Origin of the sequence: Pedobacter sp. JY14-1, assembly GCF_029269825.1 — a bacterium.
In the GTDB taxonomy this organism is placed as follows: domain Bacteria; phylum Bacteroidota; class Bacteroidia; order Sphingobacteriales; family Sphingobacteriaceae; genus Pedobacter.
Window position 1 is genome coordinate 489,005 of record NZ_JARJHU010000008.1, and the last position, 19,871, is coordinate 508,875.

A 19,871-nucleotide genomic window follows, 5' to 3' on the forward strand; every position below is an offset into this window, starting at 1 on the left:
CAGAGGTCATAATCACAGCGTTTCATTTGTGGCTTTATTTCTAACGATAAGTCTGAAGGCATCTGCCAGTGAGGCCATAAAGATATCAAAGTATTTAATTGTAAAAACGGTTAATACGGTCCTAAACACTCCTTGCGTAATCATCACCCAGTCGAAATAATAAAGCAAATGATAGGTTTGCATTAGAACCAAAAGCAATATGATCACATTATGCCGATATCTGACCGCAAAATAATAGATAGCTGAAAGGGCCAGAATTGATAGGAGACAGGCGACGACGAAGTTCGTTTCCAAATATAGATAAGTGGGAAAAGTCAAGTTAATAGAGAAATATTGATCGACTGCCGTTTCCTCGTTGGCACCTTTAAAAATTGCTCTGTAGTATTGGTTTGGGTTGATATCATGTTCAAAGGGGTCTATTGGAGATACCTCGTTTATACATTGTTTGATTTGGTTCACAAGTCCATATTTCGCATTGTATAACTTAAAGTCCATATAACCAGTTGTTTTTCCTTCTATCGGAATAGCAGACAATTCAACCATTGATATCCTTCCAATTATAATTTTACCGAGCAGCTCTTTATCGACATCGCCTCTCATCGAAGTTCCGATGTAAAATAGTACCGGAGAAACAACAGTTAAGACTGCAATCAAACCCCAAAGCTGGTTTCTCATCTTTTGTTCATTTGCAAAGACGGGCAGCATAAGAGCCGCCAGGATTACTGTGATAATTGCAGACCTGCTACCTAAATACGTCATGAAACCAACGTATAAAATTAGTACAACAACCCCAAGCCTTACATTTTTCTTATAAAACAAGAAGAGTAATAAGGCGGTTGAGCTGTCAAAAAATAGTGCAAGATAGGAGACGATGCTTCCATGCAGAGACCCCGATAATGCACCTTCAAAACCACCCGACAATATACGACCCGCGATAAGTATGAGAATTGAAATTGATAAAAATGATAGCGAATAATTGTATCTGGGTGCAATTTTTCCTTTCGGCTCAGGGATGAACTGTATCACAATGATCGTCCCAATAATCGCTATAAAATTCAGTGCTACTCCTCGTAATACAGAACCATTAAACTCTTGTTCAGAATATAGATTTACAAATCCGAAATTGAAATAATATATCAATGGAAAGATAAAATGCAAGGCAAGATAGAATAACAAAATAGATGAATATGCTCGCCGGATCATACCACTAGAATTTAATTCGTAAACTACTTCCTAAAAATCCGACAAATGCTTTAAACTTCCAACGTACTGATGGCAATGATAGCGCCTGCTTGTAGGACTCGACCGCCTGATCATACATTTTGATTCTATGGTATATTCTTGCCTCCCGATACTTGAGGTTTGATGTTGCTATAAATAATTCTGATTCAGAAAGGTCTGATTTGTATTTGTCCATCAGATAAATTTGCCGCGATATCTGCTTTTCTGATATTGATATGTTTCCATCAATCCAATACGCGCCTAAGCTCTGTGGGACGTAAAGCAATTTATTTGAAACCTTTAATACACGAATCCAGTAATCGGTGTCTTCGACTGCAATAAGATTCACATCTTCAGAAATTGGTCCTACTTGCTGAATTAAAGCCCTCGAAATCACAACGCTCGAGTTTGGTATCCCATTTCCTGAAACTAAGATCTCCTTAAAATGGTTGATTTGCCGTCCATTAATGACACCTTTTAATCGTCCTGATGGCCCATATTTGTCCAGGTCATGGTAGATCAAATCGTAATGCCCGATATATCCTAACATCCGTTCAAGCTTTTGGGAATACCACCAATCGTCAGAATCTAAAAATGCAATGTACTCGCCTTTAGATGCAGTAATGCCATTATTTCTCGGTCGCGCGGGCCCGCCGAAGTTTTCACTGCAGAGATATTTCAGGTGTAGCTTTCCATTGAATGCATCGATGACTGATGATGTCTCATCTGTTGACCCATCATCGCAAACAATAACTTCAAAATTTTTAAATGTCTGTTCGACTAGTGAATTAAGACAACGGACTAATTTCTCCGCCCTGTTAAAAGTGGGAATGATAATGGAAAAAAGAACTGGAGACGGATCGGATTGCATTTTAGCCAATTTTCCTTATTAGTGCTTCTTTTAACTGTTTAATGCTTCCCATTATAAAAAACCAAACCACCGACTTATCCTTTTTGATAACATAGTTATAAATATCTCGGAAAGCTAACAACCATTGCTTTTTATCGGTATAAAAATACCAAAAACATATTGCACCTGCACCCTCCCTCAACCATCTGCGCTTGTTGCCCGTCAGATTGTATTTAGCGATATGATTATAAAATATCGTGTATATTTCAATCAAATGCACTTTGATTTTTACACTGCTCCTAATTGTAGTAGCGTGTTGCCTGAAGTAGTTTAAGCTTTCTGATAAATAATAAAAATTATAATTCTCAGATATTTCGAGCCATAGAGCCCAATCAGCTGCCACAAGATAGTCTTTTGAAAGTCCGCCGGCACGTTTGAATACATCTTGCCTAATCAACGCTGCACTTAGATTCGGAACAACGCATGAAAATGAGAGGAACTCCAACATGTCATCCTTATTGATCAAGCAATCGTTCTTACACATCGACCTGAACTTTTTCTCTCTCACTTCATAATCGTCGGAAATATGTATGCCGTTCTCGTCTACCAAGTTACTCCTAGAATAAACTACCCCTACGCTGGGATTTGTCAAGAATGGGACAATGAGTTTACTTAATTGGTCAGGTTTTGCGTAGTCATCACATTGTGCGAAGAGGATGTAATCCCCTTTTGCGAAAGTAGCCCCGTAATTGCTTGCGTTGACATAACTGCCAGAGTTTACATCGTTCAATTTTAATGTCACATTCGAATATGATTCATATTCCCTCAATACTTCCTGACTACCGTCGTTAGAACAATCATCAACAACGATAACTTCCAAGTTCTCATAATCCTGTTGAATTATGCTTTCGATAGCTTGCCTCAAATACTTGATATGGTTGTAGCTGGTAAAAACAACCGAAATTAAAGGTTTAGTGTAGCTATTCATTAAGTAGTCCTCTTTCCTTCAATTCGATAAGAGATTTATCATAATCTTCTGTCGAAGCGGGTATATCCTTTTGTGCTAAAACCCAGTCTAAAAACCTATGCAATCCATCTCTAAATTGCCATTTGGGGACAAAGCCGATCGTCTTTTCGACTAAAGATAAATCCGCAAAGTTATGCCTAATATCACCTTCACGAAAAGCGCCAGATATCCGGATTATTGACGAACTCTTAAGATAAGATACTATTTCATTTGCTACCGTCTTAACTGAGACCGGAACCCCGGAACCAACGTTCAAAACATATTGCCCTGCCTCTTCTTTTTCCAAACATTTAGTTGTGGCGTCAATGACGTCGTCTATATACACAAAATCCCGGCTTTCCAAACCATCTTCGAAAACATTTATCTCCTTCTGCTCTAATGCGAGCCTCGAAAATATTGAAAGTATACCTGTATAGGGGTTTTTAAGGGATTGTCCCGGGCCGTATACATTTTGATATCTAAGCGCGAAACCGCTTATCTTTCTGAGCTTACAAGCCAGAATCACCATTTGTTCCTGAACTTGCTTTGTAATACCATAAAACGAAGACGGGTGTATTCTAGAATCTTCATCCGTTGCCAAGAGTTCCAAATCGTACCTACCTGATATTGGACAACATGGTTCGAAGCCATTATTCTCCATGGATTCATGAGATCGGGCTTGAGGGTAGACATTTCCGTATTCGGGCGAATAGTATTTCCCTTCGCCATAAATAGATCTTGAAGATGCAACAATAACGGTCTTTAGTTCATGGTCTTCATTAACTATATAATCACACAGAATTGAAGTAGCCTGTATATTGACGTTTGTATAGTGAGAAATGCTGTACATCGACTGCCCTGTACCCGTTTCTGCCGCATAATGAATTACCGCATCCTGACTCCGTAATGCATTATAAAAAACATCTCTGTCAGTAACGTCCCCGTTAATAAGATTTACATTCGCCAGCTCAGGTGGTAAACTCTTATTGTTGCCATGTATTTGTGGTAAAAAGTTATCAAGAATAGTTATTTCATAACCTTTACTCTGCAAATTGACTGCTAAGTTAGAGCCGATAAACCCTGCACCGCCTGTTATAAGAATTTTATTTAGTTTTTTTCCCATTTTTTTGTCTGTAAGCTATATTTCTTGATTACTCTTGCGGGTGCACCGACAGCTACGCAATAATCCGGAATATCTGTGTTTACAACAGAATTTGCACCAATGACGCAGTTCTTACCAATGCTTGCACCAATAACACACACATTTTCGCCAATCCAGGTACCATCCCCGATGTAAACTGGATTTAATTGCTTTATTCCCTGCTCTAATATTGGGGCTGAGACGTCTTCATACTTATGGCTATTATCCGCAATGTACACCTTGTCAGCAGTGAGCACATTTTCTCCTATGACGATTTGCTTAGTAGCATATATATGATTAAAATGACCTATAACACTGCCCTTCCCTATCGTCAGCAAACATGATTTGGAACCTGTGAGTGGAACCGCTGCCAACCAGGTCTGCTTTTGTACCACTACATTGCTTTCAATACGTATATTTTCGGCTCCGTCTAACCGCAATAACCGCTGAACATTCGCCGTTGGAGCCAAAAAGGCGAATTTCTTTCCGTTGACTAAATGAAAGAACTTTCGGCAAACAAAATTCAATCCTCTCTTTACAAGCATTTTAAATACTCTATAAACAAATTTTTATCTAACATCATCGCATGATTATTGCTGAACCATTCGTCTGGAAAATCCCACCACTTACTTTTCTGAAACAACTGAATCGTGTCCGGGTCAAAACGGTATTTTATAACTTTTGCCGGCACTCCGCCCACCACACTATAGGCTTCTACATCTCTCACGACGACTGCGCCCGCGGCTATAACAGCTCCATTTCCAACTTTTATACCATCCAGAATTATCGCCTTTTCACCTATCCAAACATCGTTACCGATCACAACGGGAGTACTCTGAGCAGCGTGCTCTCCTTTCGTAAAAACCTTTGGAAGTGGTGTTGATTCTGAGACAAAGCTGGGATGTGTGCTCACAAGACTCATATCATGTACCCCAGGCCCTATAGACACAGATGGTCCGATTGAACAAAACTTCCCAATAGAGCAATTAAATATACGTGAACCCGTCTGTACATAACTAAAATCGTTTAAAAAAGCGTTTTGAATTCTAACATTTTCGAAGATCACAACGTACCGACCAAACTTACATTCATTTACTTTGATGGTGTGATGGAATCTTGACGTGCCATTACTCAAAGATAACTTTACATAACTGAACCTCCGCCGAAAATATCGTGACAAATCATGTAATAAAACAAAGATGAATTTTAAAAAAATCTTCACATTTAAGCTTTCAAAAAGTCTATGAATATATCTCTTGTCTGTCGTTGTTCAGTCTCAGGCCAAGTCTGAAAACTGTACTTGTATTTGTTATAAGACGGGTCGTCAATCTTTTTCAAAAAATCCAGATCAGGCTCGTCATAATCTATGACAGAAAAACCGCAATTTAAGAATTTTGCAAAATGGGACGAGTTCTCATGAACTGAATAAATACTTTTCTTTATAGCCTCCGAGGAAATGAAATGCAGTGGTGTCCCAAAACATATAGGATAGTTGATTGACGTGCTGTCATGAGCAAGGACAACTTGTGCATATTTGGAAAGTATGGCCGTCTTACCAAAAATGACTTTCCTGCCTTGAAAAAAATCCTCCTCATGATACCTTAGTGCCTTAGGATGAGCAGCAATGATAACCGGCATACCATACCTGTTCTCCAATCTTTTAAAGAATCGGCAAAGTTGAGGGTAGTAATCCTCTGGCTTCACCGTCTTGATATGAAAGAGTTTGGTGTCGGGGTGTAAAGGCAGGTATTCGTCAAGAAACAAAATGTATTCGCCATCTAAAAGAGGCGGAGTATCCCGGTTTAGTAGAGAATTATCATAGTCGTCGCTATTGACCTTTATCAACCTAGCTTTTTTAACTTCTTCAAACCCGATATTCCCGATGCCCCGCCAACCCTGCTCGCCCCCTATGAATATAATATCATACCCCTTTTGCCACCCAAGCCGTTTTTTGAATATCAAAAATTTATTTTTTACAAAAATTGATACCTTTCTCGCATTTAGGCGGGCTAATCTAGATAGAAAAGATCGATTCTTTGCTTGTGGAAGCGGAAACATATTTCTGCCGAATACTGCTGTCTTAGCGTTATATCTACCAAGAATTTGGAATATACATTGCACCTTAGCTTCGAATGTTATTATGGAGAGAAATAGAACGTCAGGATGGCCTGATTCCGCTTTTACGCTTGCTTCAAACTCATTTAAATCGTCAAACTTGACCGTTTTAACAAGGTCAGAATTATCTTCCATTTGAAAGTCCTCCTTGAAAAAAAGTCTGGTTATGTCCCAGTACTCAACCTCTACACCCAGTTTTTCAGCGTCCTGCATATAGAAGTCTTCTATAACTTTGCGGGTAAGTGGCATGTACCTGAAATAAATGAGCTTTTTATACTTCATCTGCTGAAAGCTTTACTAAATACCAACTTCACAATGCTTTGAAGGTAATCCCTAAGTGATTTCACTGTAAAAATACTTATTAACATGGCCGTTCCTAAACCGAATAATAAGAGGACAGCATTAAGAAAAAGATTCAATCTATTTTTCCCGTCAACAAACAATCCGTTCACACTAAGCATAATAATGATAAGTGCAACAGCTGCGGGCAAATAAGGTCCCAAAATTTTAAATATAAAATGTCTCGGGTTTATCTGCAGATAATTAAAACTATATATTGAATAGAAAAATCCAGTAATGACGAATACAATCATTTTAAAAACCGCAAAAGCTTCAATTCCTAATAGAGGAATTGTCAGTACCACTCCTATCCAATAAACTATAGGCGTGAGGATACTTAAATTGTAAATAAGCTTCAATTTTTCATGTGCCACAATTAAAATGCCTGCAGGGTAACTTATAAATCCCAACAAGTTGCATAAAACCAGCCATCGGACGATCGCGATGGATTCCTCATATTCCGGTCCTACCCATGAAACTACAATTGGCCTCGCAAAGATGGTAACTGCTATTATTGGAAAAACTACCACTGGTATAGCAATTTTAATGACATGAAGGTAAAAGGACTGCAACTCTTGAACCTTACCAACACCAATAAAATGATTAAATCTTGAAGAAAATGGCGAAAAGAAGACGCCGAGTAACGTCCGGAAAAAAGTTAATATGCTAAAGCCAATAGCGTAAACCGCTACCTTGTCAGCGCCCAATAGTTTGCTGATTGCAAATGAGTCGCTTTCGTAATAAGCCAACCAGGAAACAGTAACTACTAAGCCTGAGACGGCCAAGCCCTTTGTTCGCTTAAAAATCGTGCGGCTAAACTTAAAGCATTTGATCAGAAATTTAAAATTGTATCCAAATACTCGCTTTGCAACCGTAAAACCATAAATGTATGATATCAAACTAATTACCTGTGTAAACAAAAAATAGCCGACAATATCGTATCTTCCAGATCCGAAAAAATAGAATACTGATACCAGCTTAATCAAATTGGCTATAATCAAAATTCGTTGTAGCAGATAATCTTGAACCCTAATTCCAAATATCATTTGCAATATCCTTTGCAACACGATTGCCGGCGAAAATATTCCCAATATCAAAAGTAGTTTGGTTGCAACATCTTTCTGATAACCGACGCCGATATCCTTTACTAGCAGACTTGGGTTAACAGCCAGAAACAAGAAAAATACCGAAAAAAAAATTATAAAAATACTCAGAATAAAGTGTGAGAAGCCAACTAACCTTATTTCACCTTCCATGTCACCTTTTGAAAAACATTCGGCAGCATACTTCATCCCCGCACCCAGAAAGCCCAAGTCGGCATAAGACAAAAATACCGTCATTGAAATACACACCGAATAAATACCATAGATTGACTTGTTAGCACTCAGATAGGGAATGACGACAAATAGTGATGCGAAACCAAGCAATATGGATAGTACCTGGAAAAAATAGATTCTGATATATTTTTTTGTGTAGGAAATCTCCAAGGCCCAATTTATTAGTTGAAGTTAAAAAACATAAAACTTGACGTCTACTTCGATTTTCAAAGGCCTTATATATGTACTAATCATTATTTAAGGTCTTGATTATCTTTGCAGGATTACCTACTGCAACGACATGCGCGGGAAGTGACTTGGTTACAATAGCCCCTGCACCAACGACTGAATTCTCTCCAATGGTCACTCCCGGTAAAATAATAGCGTTTGCGCCGACCCAACAACCCTTTTTAAGGATGACCGGCTTGTCCAGATAATAGCCTTGATCAATTATAGGTATATCCAATCGGTCGAAGCGATGATTATTAACGTAAATATGCACTCCGGATCCAATCATAACGTCGTCCTCGATCTTAATTGAGGTCTCATTTTTATCGGCTGTTTCGCCAAACAACATTGTTCCGGGTCTTACAACTACTCTGCTGCCTATTTCGATTTGTGAACATGATACTGCATACGCACCCGGTCTAAACTGAGCACTATCGGCAAATTTCTTGAATTTGCCTTTACATAAAGTCAACATTGAATGTTGAAAGTACAGTTTCCAATGTGCAAAAGGAATATCAGGACCTATCCTATCTAATTTCTTAGTCGACCTAAACTTCTTTATAATATCAACTATTAGCATTCCAATTGGCTATATTTTCACCTAAACTGATAATGTGATTTCTGGCATTAGGTAATCCATCTCCTATAAAATTGAAAAGATTGGCTGTTGCCACTGCGGCTATTCCGTCAGTTTTCAAACCCTCCAGAAGATGTTTTTCGTTGCCGGCCCCACCTGCAATGATTAGTGGGATGCTTAACAAATCCTTCACATTTAAGATGGTTTCCAGGTCATATCCGAAACCTGTTCCATCTTTATCAATACTATTCAAGTATATCTCGCCAACTCCGAGATCTTCCAGGTACGTTAGGTATTCCTTGAGCGAATATTCTATCTTCTTGGAACCGTCATTAACATACACCAAATGTCCTTCGGCTGTCGATTTATAATCTACCGAGGCTATAATGCTTTGGGAACCATACTTTTCCACAAGTTCACGGACTATAAGTGGATTTTCATACTGCAGACTGTTCAATACTATTTTATCAGCCCCGCTTTTAAACAATAAATCAGCATCTGCCAATGATCGAATACCTCCGCCAGCAGCGACTGGAATGAACACATCATTTACGACTCCGCTTACTATGCTCGCAAATTGAGACAAATTCTTTTGGTTACGTGTTGCATCCAAAATAATGAGTTCATCGAGCGAGAATGAAATGTGCTGAAATTTGTAATTTTTTTCCAGCCATAAAAGGTTCCCAACTTTTTGCAGCCGAAAGTTCCGACTTTGCATGAAATAACCATCACTATGGATTAAGGTAAAAATGATCCGTTTTCTAAGCATTAGAATCGCTCGATAAAGTTTTTTAATAATCTTAAGCCATTATTTTGACTGAGCTCTGGATGAAATTGAACTCCCGCAACGTTATTATTTTCAAAACTTGCGACGAAACGACTTCCATATACGCAATGAGAAGCACCAATATCATCCTCTGAGGTCATCTTAAAGCTATGTGTAAAATAAAAATCTGGTTCACTATTCAAACCATTGTATAGGCGAGAGTTTTCATTTACCTGTATCTGATTAAACCCGACATGAGGGATTTTGATCCCTTCGCCATACAATTTGGTTACGACACCGTTTACAAAATTCAGTCCCTTGTTAAATCCACCCTCTTCACTAGAAAGTCCAAGTAATTGCATTCCTAAGCATATACCCAAAATTGGCTTGCCATCTTTCAAAACTGCTTCTGCGAGATGCTTTTCTAAATTTCGCTTTTTAATCTCTCTAACTGCTTCGCCAAAAGCACCTACGCCGGGAAGAATAATCTTGTCAGCCTTCAGAATATCATTGCGGTCACTTGAAACGATAACGCTTTTAACGCCCAAATACAAAAGAGAACTTTGGATGGAGCGAATATTACCCATTCCATAGTCAATGACAACTATATTCATATTGAAAAACTATCTCCCGGCGTGAACTTTGGCTGCCAGATTCCATCCACCTTTTCAAAAAGATCCTTATTCGCATATTTGTCCAATACGCTATCAAACTCATCTTTTGTCATCTTATAATACTCAAGATATGTCTCGATCAATTCGTGCGGATAGGCATTGTCATACATTTTAACAAGGTTTAACCCCTGATCTCTGGTCATCGAACCTCTTCGTATTTCAATGCCTGCGTCTTGCGTTGCCCGACCAAACCCAAATTTAAGATACATTAAGTAAGCGTGCAACGCATACAATGCCTGATCGTTTTGTGCAAAATTCGTAAATGTATCTACATTCCCCTCATCTTTTTCCAACAAGCCACAATGCTCTTTTGCAACGACATAGTTTCGGTATGAGTCCCATGATTCGTAGTATGACCAGTGTGTAAAGGTCAACCCTACTTCAGACACTTCCTGCTCCGAAGGAAAATTGAAAAAGTACAGGTCTGAATCAGCTATGTCCCCATCACTCTTTATCATTTCAAAGACCTTTTCATGACCACCTTCCAGATAGATACTACGCATATAGTCAATTCCATAAAGCGGATTATACTTGCTTTGTGTAGATCCGCCATACTCAATTTCTCCATCCTCTCCATAAACCAATAGCGGAATTCTGAAATTAGCCGCTGTACGGATGACTGCAGTATGGATTGCAATTAGCCATCCATAGTATGGAAACCCCTTCTCAATAAATCCATATTTATTCAATCGATCAAGCACTTTTGGATTTATAGAAATGTGAATATGGTTGAACCCTGATTGTATAAAGTTAAAGAGGTTCGCATCACCTATAGGTAACGAAAGTGCTGGACGTACGGTGACAGCCAAGGGATTCATTCCAAACTTGTTCTTTAACATGTAGGCTACATATGAACCGTCTTTACCGCCGCTTACAGGTACTATACAATCAAAGCTGCCATTGGAAGATCTATGTTTAGCGAGCAGTTCTTCCAGCTCTTTTTGTCTTGGTGTCCAGTCCATTTGTTTCTTTTCTTCCATCCACTGACACGCATTACACCATTGACGTTCATCAAATGAAATCCGAGGTCTGGTTGACATGTTCAGGCAGTTCGCACACCAAAAAATCTTATTCTCTTTCATATTTACTTGTAGCTTTTTCACTATATACATGTCCAGCCTCCATCGACAGCCAGATTTTGTCCAGTCAAATACTTAGCATCATCCGAGAGTAGAAATACCACAACTGGGGATATATCATCTGGTAGACCCATTCTTCTCATCGGAACTTTTGCTTCATAATTTTTTACAAAAATAGGATTTTGATTATCAAATATGCCTCCCGGAGATACGCAATTTGCCCGGATATTATGTGGCCCCAGATAAGAGGCGATATAACGCGTGAAATTAATCAATCCGCCTTTTATAGCAGAATATGCGGTAGGCATCGTCATCCCAGTTCCTTCATAGACAGTGAAATCAGGCCCAACCATCCCATAGATTGAAGACATTGTCACTATTGATCCTGATTTTTGACTAATCATTTGTTTTGCGACCTTCTGGGTCAACATAAAATAACTATTTAATTGCCAGTCAATATTTTGCTGCCATGAAGTGTATGATATCTCTTCAAATCTGGTTCCCCAGTCACCTGTACGCGGATATGCATTATTTACCAGTCCATCTATCCGCCCAAATTTTGATACTATCAACTCTATGACAGCTTTGACAGAAGACTCGCTGGTAACATCGCAATAAAAAAAATTTTCAGCATCAGGCGTGTCCTGTTGAATATCCAGGTTGATGCATTTACCGCCCGCAATGTTAATGGATTTGATAATATCACGTCCAAGTAAGCCGCTTCCCCCAGTTATTACAACTATCTTATCTTTTAATCTATTCATCAGTCAAACATGTATGAAGAACTTCAATCGAATCCTTAAAGGTATTCATTGGCAGTCTATTAGTACCGAGGCAATCAATAAAATATTGCATTTGTGCCAGATAGGTCTCATTTATACTGTAACTATCGTCACCTGTGAAAATCGCATCTCCCGCCCCGTCGACTATCTTGTTCTTCAAAAGATCAACATGCCATGTTTTATCCTCGTAAACTATTTCAAATGTTCTTTTTGGCTCACGCCTGAAATAATTTAAAATGACGCTCGCCGAAAATGATCGATAGTCCAAAATGTAATTGGCATAATCTATCGCTGAGATATTCAGGCTTGAACGATTAGTTTTAACGCTTTTTACTGAAACCGGCGCACCAAAAATCCAATGAAGATAGTCCAACTCATGAAATAAATCAAGATGAACTCCTCCGCCCATCTCACTATTCGCGCTGTATATAGACCTAAAGTCCTGCCCAGGACGCCATTCCGGCAAATATGAACCGCAATAGACATTGATTTCGTTAATTCTTCGGTGTCCTTTGGATAGATGATTTTTAACGTATTGGATACATGGGTGAAACCTGAGGTTACAAGCTACATATGTGAATAGTCCCGATGATTTGACTTTGCTATCTAATTTTTCTGCGTCATCTAAATTGGACACCGGAGGCTTTTCGATAAAGAGGGGTATATGGCTATCCGAAAGAAGCTCGATATACTTAGCATGCAATTTTGTAGGATTTGAAATGATCGCAAAATCTGGCTTTACAGGGAGTTGATTTAAATCAAATATATTTTCAATACCCTCATAATACTTTACGTTAAAATCGGACCTTAAAGCAAATAAGCGGCAATCCAGTCCAATTGCCTTTAATGCATTGATATGCTTCCGGGCAATAGACCCAAACCCAACAATCAGAACATTCATAGCAAATCTACTTTTCCTGACGCCAGTAAATATTCAAGAAACTCGAAATCGATCGGGTGATCAAGGTCAAAACAGATATGATCCATCTGGAAAATGAGAGACTTCTCTGTGATTGGTGACTTCAACCCCTTATCAAAAAATGACCTCCGATACCAATAAAATGAGGCATTCAAATCGTAAACAGCTGGTGCAGCCTGCCTAGTCATAATCGACCCGTCTTGACTCGTTTTTACAATTCCATAGTATCCAGAGGCCTTTTTTTCAACCATATTAAAATAGGGGTTCCGAGCCGCTGCGTTTACAGAAAACAGTGTTAGCGCATTTTCATCATTCACTATAAACTGAAAGGCGGCTTCCAAATCTTCTAGCGTTCTTAATGGGGAAGTGATGTCAAGATCCAAAATAAAATCATAAATAGTTCCATTTTTTTTTTCTTCATACAAAAGCAAATCAGCGATAGTATCAATTTTCCCCGCAGAATCGGATGCCAAAATTTCAGGGCGGACGTATTCCGATGCGATACCAAGATTGCCAGCGGTATCCCTAATCGCATCGCTATCTGTTGACAACGCTATTTTGCAGTCATATTTCGATGCAAACTGCTTCGCTACATTTATTGAGTAAGCGATAAGTGGCTTTCCCGCGAGTAGCTTTATGTTTTTACCTGGAATTCCTTTGGAACCACCTCGTCCGCAAAGTGTAATTAAGATTTTCAAAGTCCTACAATTTGATGTGTTTAATATCTTCCTGAGCTTTTAAGAGATCGTTATGCTTGCCAATATCCAACCAGTATCCCAAAAGGGGATAATGAACCAACGATGTCTGATTGTTTTGCATAACCGAGTTCATTAAGTCTGTTGCATTAAAGAAATCGCCCTTTTTGAAAACTTCTTTCAAACGGAATTTGAAGAGATAGATACCTCCATTCGAATAATAGGTATAGCTGGGCTTTTCAGAAAAAGAAGTAATGAAATTACCAGAGGTTTCAAGCACCGCATAGGGTATAGTGACATTATAAGGAACGCTGGCGATTGCCATTACAGCCTCCTTCTCTTTATAGAAATTGTAAAAATCCTCAAAATCGATATTAGTAAGAAGGTCCGAATTCATGACAAGGATATCTTCATAGTCAATCGAATCAATCAATCCCAATGCGCCAATTGTACCTAGTGGCTGATCCTCCTGAACATAATGAATATTAATTCCTTTCTGGGAACCATCTCCTAAATAATCGATGATTTGGCTTTTCAAGTATTTGACACTGATAAATATATCCTTTATACCGTATGATACCAGCCTATCTATATTATGTTCTATAATTGGCTTGTCGCCAACTTTTAGCATAGGTTTGGGTATGGTTTCTGTTAATGGTTTCAGCCGTTCCCCTTTTCCGCCTGCCATAATTAAAGCTGATAATGGAAGTTTCGTCCTTGATTTTTTCAAATCAAGAATATCGAGTAGTTGAAAGCTATCATCTGTCACAGGGATCAAATTGATATCAGCTTCTCTAAATAATCTGATTTGCTGAAAATCGCTGTCCGCCTCTCTAAGAAATTTGAAGTTGATATTCATGAACGCCGCAACAGGATCGGAAATCTCCAGGCCATTTAAGAGTCCCCTGCGTATGTCTCCATCGGTTAGGGATCCAAGAAGCCTGTTTTCTTCATTGACAACAAATAGAGTTCGGCTAACGCTGTCAGCGAGGATATCCAGTGCCTTAAGTGCTGCACGGGCAGGTTGATTAGATTTAACAATATGTTGGTTCCTGTCTTTCATATCCAAAGTTTTCCTTTAAAACTTGAATCAAATGTTGCACACAATTGTCTCTGTAATAGATATTCTCTCCATCAAATGCACCCAACTGCTCAATATTCGCAATTGCTGAAATGATCTGATCTTTTGCGACACTTGTGTGAATTACATTTTCACTACATGCACGGCCTTCTTGCCTATTTCCTACATTAATAACGTATTTCCCAAAGGAAGCTGCTTCAATTATGCCACTTGATGTATTACCAAGTAAAAACGAGCAATACTTCAAGGCAGAAAAGTAACTTTGTGATCCAAGATTTTCGATCAGAAATACGCGATCATTATTTTCTGTTTCGTTGGTCAAAATCGTCCTGATAAGATTTCCCGATGTATCTGCATTAGGCATTGTAATTAAAAACTGATAGTCTGTAGTATCGTCTATAACTTGCATGAGTTCCATTATGTGATGAGCATTTAAGCTCGAATTCACAGTCTCAGGGTGGAAGGTCATCAAAATGGTTTTTAAAGAAAGATCGATTCCCCATCGTTCTTTAAATTCCTGCTGAGTAAGCAGTTCCATTTCCGAAATACCTGCAAGGCTTAATGCACCGACATTGTAAATATGTTCGGATGATCCCCTAATCTCTGCCACCCGTTTGGCATACTGGTCCGTAGCCACAAAATGCCATTTAGATGCTAATGTGATTGCGTGCCTGAAAATATTGTCTATGGCTCCTAGTGTGGTCTCTCCTCCGTGTAAGTGTGCAAAAGGTATATTATACGCAATACCGGCTGTAACAGCAGCGAACATCTCATACCGATCACCAAGGCAAAATACCAAATCAAATTCACTTTGAAAGGCTGACCAGAATGCTGCAAACTTAATAGTTGTTAATCCAATTGCAGTTGAAACTGCTTCCTGGCTGTCGGTCAAAAGCATCGATTCAATTCGGTATTTTATATCAAATCCAAGTTCTTTGATATGGTTGGCCGTATTACCATAAAACGAAGACAAATGAGTTCCGAAAACAATTAAGTTGACGTCGAAGAACTCATCAGAACGCATTCTCTTCAGCATTGGCAGATAAATTCCGAAATCAGCCCTAGAACTCGTTAAAATACCAATTCTCATATTAAATCTTCGAAGGAGAGTTTATGACCTGTAAGTAAATCCTTATTCAATGTTTTCCCGATAATTTCATGCATCCTCATAGGAGATATTCCATCACCTGGTCTAAGCATTTCAAGATCTGATTCATTTAAACACTGACCCGCCTTTTTATCCTTATTTAGATGAATGCTTTTCCTAGCAACCAATAGATTCTTTAGTTCTGATTTAGAGGGCTCTTTTATACCCGAGCCCGAAACTGCCAACTCTATATTCCTTATCGCTTTAACCATAGCAGATAATTCTTCGGGTTCAAGAGATGCTGCATGATCAGGCCCCGGCAATGTGCGATCTAACGTGAAATGCTTTTCAATTACTGTCGCCCCGATAGCAACTGCAGCTATTGGAACTTCTATTCCCAAAGTGTGATCAGAATAGCCTATGACTGTTCCAAAAATTTTTTGAAGGTGGAGCATAGCTGTAAGATTAACATCACTCATCGGAGTTGGGTATTCGGTATTACAATGCAAAATGGAAATCTTGTCTCTTGAGATACCTTCAGTTAAAAGGACATCTACAGCTTGCTCAATCTCAACTACAGTGCTCATTCCAGTGGAGATTATTGCTTTAGGAAACATCCGAGCAGCTTTGCGCAAGAAAGGCAAATTCGTTATTTCACCAGAAGGTATCTTAACAAGATCCAACCCAAGTTCATTAAGGTAACTTAGTGACTCCAGGTCGAAGGCTGTAGAAAAAAATTTAATGCCTTTTTTTCTGCAATAATTTATCAGCTTTTCATGATCCGAATGGGAGAGTTCTAAGCGTTTGAGCATATCAAATTGGCTTAATGCGGCATGGTTCATATTTTTCATTTGGTACGCAGCCATCCGAGCACCTTTAGAAACTAACTTTTCAGCACGAAACGTTTGAAATTTTACATAATCGACTCCTGCCGTCGCAGCGGCGTCAATGAGCTGAAACGCTGTTTCAATGCTTCCGTTATGATTGACGCCTGCTTCGGCAATTATTGTTGTAGGTCTCATTGATGTAATCTATATGCAGGAATTCCTGCGTAAACTCCACTCTCGGTTATATCTGCCGTGACCACTGCTCCGGCACCAATTATCGATTTTTCGACTAATGTAATGTTGTTTGATATTGTTACATTACTTCCAATAAAAGATTGATGTCCTATTTTGCAGTTCCCGTTAACGATCGATTCAGTTGATATATGAACATGGTTACCAATCAAGCAATCGTGCTCTACCACCGATCCAGTATTTAAAATACAGTTAAGTCCAATACGTGCACCAGCATTAACCAAACCATTATGCATAACGATAGTACCTGCGCCAATTTTAGCATGCTTAGATATATAGGCCTTAGACGAGACGATTACAGGAAGCTTGGCGCCAAGTTTCACAAGTTTATTAAATAAGGTTTGACGGCCTTCTGATGATTTTATTTGTCCAAATGAGATCAGAAAGTTATACTTCAACTTCACAAAACTGGCAATGTCATCATCAGTCCCAATTATAGGGTATCCCAATACGTCCCTGCCTGCCATTTCATCCCGGTCAAGTATTCCCTTTATTTGAAACACGTTCGATTGTTCTATAACATCGATACATGCTCGACAATGACCACCAGCCCCGATCAAGATTATATTCTCCATTACCTACTTCTGAAGCCGGAAGGTATATTTACAAGGCGGTCCGCAATCCAAATACTATTGCTTAAACCATCTGACTGACAGTCCCTAAACATTTTCAAACGGGTCATCAATTCCCACACAGGTCTGGTCATTACGCCATTGTTGTTTGAGAATGCCAAAAAAGAGTCCCGATGAGTGCGATCCTGAAAAAGGATTGCATTTAGCCAATAATTAGCTGTAGCTTCAGGAATTTCCTTCATGAAGGGAACGCCGATTCTACCAAAAAAATCTTCATAAGCTTTTGCCAGCAATCGTTTATCAGAAATAAATTTATCCAACTGTTCCAACTGAGCACAAGCGAATGCAGCATTTAAATTGGGCATACGGAAGTTATAACCAATTTCATCATGAACAAAATCCCATCGATGAGGAACTTTTGCCTGGGTTGTTAAGTGCTTCGCGCGGCGGGCGATGCATTCGTCATCTGTCACAATTGCGCCTCCTCCACCGGAGGTCACGGTTTTGTTCCCATTGAAGCTAAATACACCAACCAATCCAAAACTTCCTGTATGTTTTCCATCGTAATAACTTCCAAGTGATTCAGCAGCATCTTCTACCAGCGGAATATTCCAGTTATCACAAATTTGTCTTATTTCGTCAATACGGCACGGTAAACCAAATGTGTGCATAGGGACACATGCAGCAATGCGTCGGCCCGTAATCTTGTTGTAAGCTCCATCAGATTTTTTGACGACGTTGTTCGCTAAAAAAGAAGACAAAGCCTCTGGAGACATTCCTAACGTATCATTATCCACATCAACAAAGACTGGATAAGCACCGTTATAACTGATCGCATTCGCGGTGGCAATGAATGTTAGCGCTTGCGTGATTACTTCTTCTCCACGTGTTACACCAGCAAGCATAAGTGCAATATGAAGTGCATTTGTACCATTGACAATAGCCACCGCATATCTCGTTCCGGTTATCTTTGCCATCATCTCTTCAAAAAGGTTGACGTAACTACCTACTGAAGATACATAAGTGGAATCGATAGCATCAAGCACATATTTACGTTCATTACCGCAAAAAACTGGCTCATGCAACCCTACATAAGACTTCTCGGGGTACATTCCTCTTATGAAAGATATAATGGAGTCAAAATGTAATTCCTGTTCCATCACATCTTTGCATCTAAATATTTCCCGGTCTCCTTATGCCTGAAATCTGGAAGAACCGTGTGAAATAAATTTACCAGATCATCCTTCGACCAACGCTTAGCGGATTTCAGGCGCTGAATTGTTTCTATAAAGAGTCCCAGGCGATCTGAGCGATCGAATCGATTCTTTATAATCCCAAGGTTTTCGAATTTATTCATGTCTAATACTTCCGCTTCTGTATAAAATTCTTCAAAATCCTTTTCCCCTGTTGTATCACTGTTCGTAAATAAACACGGCCATCTCCCTTGCTTTGGAAGATGTTTAATCAATTCTCTAGCTTCATCTTCATCTTCACAAACAAAGGGCTCGTAACCTAAGGATGCTAAATACTTTTGGGCAATCTCAGCAAAAGAAATTAAATGGAGCTCTTCACTTAATTTCGGAAAAAAAACATCTCGATTCTCACCAAATAAGCAAGACATCAAACACAACTCACCCGATTCTTTAGGAGTCACAAAATATCGACGAATGTCGTGAGGCGCAACAATTGGTTGCTGCTTAAGAATCCGCTGATTGAAGCCATGCAGCAAAGAGCCGTCTGAGAAAGCGACATTTGCGAATCGTGCAGTTGAAATGGGCAAATTGGCACTTTTGGCCAATAAGAACATTTCCATGATTCTCTTTGAAGCCCCCATCATGTTTACCGGATTCGCCGCTTTATCTGTAGATACGCAGAAGTACTTTTTTACTCCACGTTCTATGGACTGGTCTATAGTCTTTATCGTGTTCAAAATATTGACGTCAATCATCCGCATGAGCGTAAATGGATCCTTTTCACTCCTCACATGCTTCAGCGCAGACAAATTCATTACATAATCGTATTGACCGTCATAATCTAAAAAAGCTTCATACTCTGTTGAACCAATGTCCAAGGCGAATGTCTGAAAGTCGCCATTGATATATCCGTAGGAGCTCCGAACATCCCGAACCAATTCGACAAGGTTATTTTCATTTATATCAACAACATGAAGCTTTTTAGGGTTTCGCTTAAATACTTCCTTGACAACAGCCTGACCTATAGAGCCACCGCCTCCTATTACTAGAAATCCCGAATTACTTATGATATTTTCTATCTCACCCTCATAAGCATCGATATCGCATCGAAACAATTCGTCTGATCTACCAATCAATCTCAAAATATCCAT

21 protein-coding genes are annotated in these 19,871 nt (G+C 39.1%); all 21 read right to left on the reverse strand.

What is annotated here, in order from left to right; all coding sequences use genetic code 11:
* Window positions 1–12: 12 nt before the first annotated feature.
* Complete coding sequence (locus P2W84_RS15660) at window positions 13–1,203, reverse strand: hypothetical protein (RefSeq protein WP_276091099.1); 1,191 nt, start codon at window positions 1,201–1,203, stop codon at window positions 13–15.
* A 4-nt stretch (window positions 1,204–1,207) separates the two neighbouring features.
* Window positions 1,208–2,092: a glycosyltransferase gene (locus P2W84_RS15665; protein WP_276091100.1), complete on the reverse strand. Its 885-nt coding sequence runs from the start codon at window positions 2,090–2,092 to the stop codon at window positions 1,208–1,210.
* Window position 2,093: 1 nt separating this feature from the next.
* A complete protein-coding gene (locus tag P2W84_RS15670; RefSeq protein WP_276091101.1) occupies window positions 2,094–3,059 on the reverse strand; it encodes a glycosyltransferase in 966 nt (321 codons plus the stop codon).
* Window positions 3,052–4,200 (reverse strand): NAD-dependent epimerase/dehydratase family protein, encoded by a 1,149-nt coding sequence (locus P2W84_RS15675; RefSeq protein WP_276091102.1) that lies wholly within the window; start codon window positions 4,198–4,200, stop codon window positions 3,052–3,054. The genes P2W84_RS15670 and P2W84_RS15675 overlap by 8 nt, the downstream gene beginning before the upstream one ends.
* Entirely contained in the window at window positions 4,185–4,763 is a 579-nt protein-coding gene (locus P2W84_RS15680; RefSeq protein WP_276091103.1) for an acyltransferase, read from the reverse strand. The genes P2W84_RS15675 and P2W84_RS15680 overlap by 16 nt, the downstream gene beginning before the upstream one ends.
* Window positions 4,754–5,440: a CatB-related O-acetyltransferase gene (locus P2W84_RS15685; RefSeq protein ID WP_276091104.1), complete on the reverse strand. Its 687-nt coding sequence runs from the start codon at window positions 5,438–5,440 to the stop codon at window positions 4,754–4,756. The genes P2W84_RS15680 and P2W84_RS15685 overlap by 10 nt, the downstream gene beginning before the upstream one ends.
* 2 nt (window positions 5,441–5,442) lie before the next feature.
* Window positions 5,443–6,615: a hypothetical protein gene (locus P2W84_RS15690; protein ID WP_276091105.1), complete on the reverse strand. Its 1,173-nt coding sequence runs from the start codon at window positions 6,613–6,615 to the stop codon at window positions 5,443–5,445.
* A complete protein-coding gene (locus tag P2W84_RS15695) occupies window positions 6,612–8,012 on the reverse strand; it encodes a hypothetical protein (protein WP_276091106.1) in 1,401 nt (466 codons plus the stop codon). The genes P2W84_RS15690 and P2W84_RS15695 overlap by 4 nt, the downstream gene beginning before the upstream one ends.
* A 223-nt stretch (window positions 8,013–8,235) precedes the next feature.
* Complete coding sequence (locus tag P2W84_RS15700; RefSeq protein WP_276091107.1) at window positions 8,236–8,796, reverse strand: acyltransferase; 561 nt, start codon at window positions 8,794–8,796, stop codon at window positions 8,236–8,238.
* Window positions 8,783–9,562, reverse strand: coding sequence for a HisA/HisF-related TIM barrel protein (locus tag P2W84_RS15705; RefSeq protein WP_276091108.1), 780 nt, complete (start codon window positions 9,560–9,562; stop codon window positions 8,783–8,785). Before P2W84_RS15705 ends, P2W84_RS15700 begins: the two co-directional genes overlap by 14 nt.
* Window positions 9,562–10,173 carry an imidazole glycerol phosphate synthase subunit HisH gene (gene hisH / locus P2W84_RS15710; RefSeq protein ID WP_276091109.1) on the reverse strand — a complete coding sequence of 204 codons (612 nt, stop codon included), beginning with the start codon at window positions 10,171–10,173 and terminating at the stop codon, window positions 9,562–9,564. Before hisH ends, P2W84_RS15705 begins: the two co-directional genes overlap by 1 nt.
* Window positions 10,170–11,315 (reverse strand): N-acetyl sugar amidotransferase, encoded by a 1,146-nt coding sequence (locus P2W84_RS15715; RefSeq protein ID WP_276091110.1) that lies wholly within the window; start codon window positions 11,313–11,315, stop codon window positions 10,170–10,172. The genes hisH and P2W84_RS15715 overlap by 4 nt, the downstream gene beginning before the upstream one ends.
* Window positions 11,316–11,335: 20 nt before the next feature.
* Window positions 11,336–12,076: an oxidoreductase gene (locus P2W84_RS15720; protein WP_276091111.1), complete on the reverse strand. Its 741-nt coding sequence runs from the start codon at window positions 12,074–12,076 to the stop codon at window positions 11,336–11,338.
* Window positions 12,069–12,995, reverse strand: a complete 927-nt coding sequence (locus tag P2W84_RS15725; RefSeq protein ID WP_276091112.1) for a Gfo/Idh/MocA family oxidoreductase — start codon at window positions 12,993–12,995, stop codon at window positions 12,069–12,071. Before P2W84_RS15725 ends, P2W84_RS15720 begins: the two co-directional genes overlap by 8 nt.
* Window positions 12,992–13,711, reverse strand: coding sequence for an acylneuraminate cytidylyltransferase family protein (locus tag P2W84_RS15730; protein WP_276091113.1), 720 nt, complete (start codon window positions 13,709–13,711; stop codon window positions 12,992–12,994). The genes P2W84_RS15725 and P2W84_RS15730 overlap by 4 nt, the downstream gene beginning before the upstream one ends.
* Before the next feature lie 4 nt (window positions 13,712–13,715).
* Window positions 13,716–14,771 carry a nucleotidyltransferase family protein gene (locus P2W84_RS15735; RefSeq protein WP_276091114.1) on the reverse strand — a complete coding sequence of 352 codons (1,056 nt, stop codon included), beginning with the start codon at window positions 14,769–14,771 and terminating at the stop codon, window positions 13,716–13,718.
* On the reverse strand, window positions 14,743–15,879 hold the full coding sequence (gene neuC / locus P2W84_RS15740; RefSeq protein WP_276091115.1) for a UDP-N-acetylglucosamine 2-epimerase: 1,137 nt from the start codon (window positions 15,877–15,879) through the stop codon (window positions 14,743–14,745). Before neuC ends, P2W84_RS15735 begins: the two co-directional genes overlap by 29 nt.
* A complete protein-coding gene (gene neuB, locus P2W84_RS15745; protein ID WP_276091116.1) occupies window positions 15,876–16,898 on the reverse strand; it encodes an N-acetylneuraminate synthase in 1,023 nt (340 codons plus the stop codon). Before neuB ends, neuC begins: the two co-directional genes overlap by 4 nt.
* A complete protein-coding gene (locus tag P2W84_RS15750; protein ID WP_276091117.1) occupies window positions 16,895–17,530 on the reverse strand; it encodes an acetyltransferase in 636 nt (211 codons plus the stop codon). The genes neuB and P2W84_RS15750 overlap by 4 nt, the downstream gene beginning before the upstream one ends.
* Entirely contained in the window at window positions 17,530–18,687 is a 1,158-nt protein-coding gene (locus P2W84_RS15755; protein WP_276091118.1) for a LegC family aminotransferase, read from the reverse strand. Before P2W84_RS15755 ends, P2W84_RS15750 begins: the two co-directional genes overlap by 1 nt.
* The gene (locus P2W84_RS15760) at window positions 18,687–19,871 is read right to left on the reverse strand and encodes a UDP-N-acetylglucosamine 4,6-dehydratase (protein WP_276091119.1); all 1,185 of its coding nucleotides are present in this window, start codon (window positions 19,869–19,871) and stop codon (window positions 18,687–18,689) included. Before P2W84_RS15760 ends, P2W84_RS15755 begins: the two co-directional genes overlap by 1 nt.